The following is a 2740-nucleotide window of genomic DNA, read 5'->3' as shown; positions in this document are numbered from 1 at the left end:
CTTTCATTACCCAGTAGATGAGGGTAAATCGTGACATCTGCTTGCTTGCCCGTGACAGGTCGATGGTAATCAGGTAAACCTTGATACAGGGTATTAACAAAGTGACGAGACAAAGCAGCACCTCGACTAAAGCCGAAGACATCAAAAACGATATGAGTGATGTCATTATAAGAGCCCGATTGATCCAATTCATCGATAGTGCGCTGAAACTGACTAAGCAAACTTTGCCATTTGTAAAAGGCTCCATTTTCACCATCCACATAGTTGAGCAAGATTTTACCACTAATGCCCGCAATAGCATCAGCAAGGTCTCCATCAAACGCCTGTTGTGCACTCACCCCTAGCGCCTGCTCTGGACCGGTTTCATCTTTTGCTGCATCGATGATGGAGGGGCGCTGACTGTCGTCTTCAATGTCGACGGTGCCTACTCCCGATATATATATTTTTGCTGATTCACCTTGAATTTGAGGATAAGCCGCAAACAAACGCGCCACATTACTGCGAGACTTATTTCCACGCAGCTCTTTGTAAGCGTCATTCTTATCGTTGGCCCCCGTGCCATCAAAAAACACGCCGATACGAAAGAGTTTTTCGGGGCGAAGATTCACGACCGGAATACCTTTGGCAACGAGACTGGGACTATTGATGGCGACAATCTCTGTCCCATGTAATAAACGGCCAGGGTGTGAGTAATGGCAATCCAGAGGGGCATGATACCGTTCGTTAGGAGTTTCCTTGCCCTGTCCAGCATCAACAAGTTCTGAAATATTCAACGAAAGTCCTTGCTCATTGAGCCACGCTGGATTCACCGTAGAAAACTCATCTTGTGTCAACTTACGAGGTAGATAGAGTAAGTGCTGGTTGTCCAATACCTGATTATCGATACGCCATTGAATCGGTATCGCACTTTGCCAAGCGGTAGGACGAAGCTCATCGCTAAGAGTGAGTTCATCCGAATAGGTCAGGCAGAACCGACAATTACCATTACCGATAATTTTGTACTCTTGAACGAGCTTGCCTTCACTAAAATGGTAATAATACCCTTGAGTGGCAAGCCCTAGTCGTTCACCAAACTGTACAGCCGGCATCACGACGAGGAAAGCTTCATTGAGCGAATTTGTCCCTTTAGGCTTGGCTAAGACGTCAGAGATTGATAGGGGTACTGAAGAACCTCTCGATGACAATGCAAGCGTCCTTGGCGCACCCTCTTTTATGTTGGCCACCAATTGAATGCTGTGCTCGTTTTCTTGCTCGCTCCAACGGGAATGTATCGGTGAAGTACTCGTTTTAGCTAACGCCATGTCCCACCCAACATGCTCTTTAAAAGACGACTGGGAGCAAGAGATCTCAAAAGCGTACTCAAGATCTGGTCTTTGGTCTTCTTCCGTATGGCTGACGGTGGTTTGGACGCTTGCGAGTTTAGGCTCTTGATGCACAGGAGGGTAGTACGCACTTTTATAAGAAGAAGCGGACACTGAAGATGACGCTTTTACTGCCACCCACCTTTCTGATTTTAATCGGGACTTTAATGCATTGAGGTAAGCATTTCGGCTTTGTCCCACAAAAGGAGCAAGTATTCGTCTCAGATCGTCAGGCAGCGTATCATGAAATTTAGATATTGAACCACTGTCAATCAAGTAGCTTGTTAACTCATCGGCAGCAACAGACTGGCCACCTTGCTTTTGATGAAACTCTACTACTTTTATATCCGATATACTCATGCCACTTATTCCTGTACAAGTCCGACTAATTACTGGCGAATAAATAATCTTATTTTACTGAATAATATGGTGTGCGTGTGCCGTTCTTCCCTGTCATTATGACTGAATTACCAGAGAGTCAGTATCAACTGATGAACCTGTTAGAAAAAAGTTAAATGATGTGCTAATTGAGTGATTGGTTATTTTCTGAAAGAATGGATGTGGCAGAAGTACTTTAGGCAAATTGTGCAACAAAGGTCACGAAAACACTCCATGCTCTAAACGGCCGATCAAATTGAGTACAGCCTTGGTGTCTTCGGCTGTCGAAAGCATATCAATTGGTCGTTTGTTGCCAAGCCCTCGAGCTGGGTGCTTGAGCCAGTGATTAGCAGCGTCTTCACTACCAAACAGTGCTAACGCAGTCTGAAATACTTTATCAAAATTCTTTTTGGTTTCTTTATTCACCTTAAACTCCACCTAAATTTATGTGATAAGTCTTATACACCATACCTACATTAGAAAAAGTTGGTCAAATAATGATTAGCTAACTTATAGATAGTAATGAGCTCAACAAAAATGGGGCAGAGACGAGTCAGCACAATAGTGCCAACAAAGCTCTTCACGGTTTTCACCCTGAATAGAGTTTACTAAGCTCGCCCGAAAGCTTTTAAGAAGTTCTTGGAGTGTTGGTGAAATCTTATATGCTCGGGGTGATTAACCTTCCTCTTTCCCTTAAAAGGCGGCGCAATATATCCCCAATTTGAACATCTTGAGAAATATATTACATAATCAATCTGTGTATTCTGCCATTGGTCAGTAACAACGGTGTTTTCATCAAAGCACTCTACCGATTTCACTTGAATTCGATAGAACTTATTCCCATCAGAAACCAGTACATCAGTCTTCATTCCATGATCGATCATGGGCATAAAAACTTCCCAGCCGTCTTGTAGCAACCAACTTGCCAACAGAGTTTCGTAAGATATGCTTTTGTAGTGTTTCTTTGCTTCAGAAGAAGTATTGTAGTGGTCAACTGATAT

General features: G+C 43.5%; 3 protein-coding genes. All 3 read right to left on the bottom strand.

What is annotated here, in order from left to right; translation table 11 throughout:
- A partial coding sequence (locus AB4517_RS21285) for a phospholipase effector Tle1 domain-containing protein (RefSeq protein WP_372149847.1) occupies positions 1–1721 on the bottom strand: 1721 nt, incomplete at its 3' end.
- Between the two features lie 237 nt (positions 1722–1958).
- A complete protein-coding gene (locus AB4517_RS21280) occupies positions 1959–2165 on the bottom strand; it encodes an antitoxin Xre/MbcA/ParS toxin-binding domain-containing protein (RefSeq protein WP_065103943.1) in 207 nt (68 codons plus the stop codon).
- Between the two features lie 182 nt (positions 2166–2347).
- Positions 2348–2740 (bottom strand): hypothetical protein (locus AB4517_RS21275; protein WP_372149846.1); only part of this gene is annotated, 393 nt, incomplete at its 5' end.

The organism is Vibrio sp. 10N.222.52.C3, assembly GCF_041474195.1.
GTDB lineage: Bacteria > Pseudomonadota > Gammaproteobacteria > Enterobacterales > Vibrionaceae > Vibrio > Vibrio crassostreae_C.
Note: the sequence above shows the minus strand (reverse complement) of the source record. Positions and strands in the feature narration are given on the sequence as shown.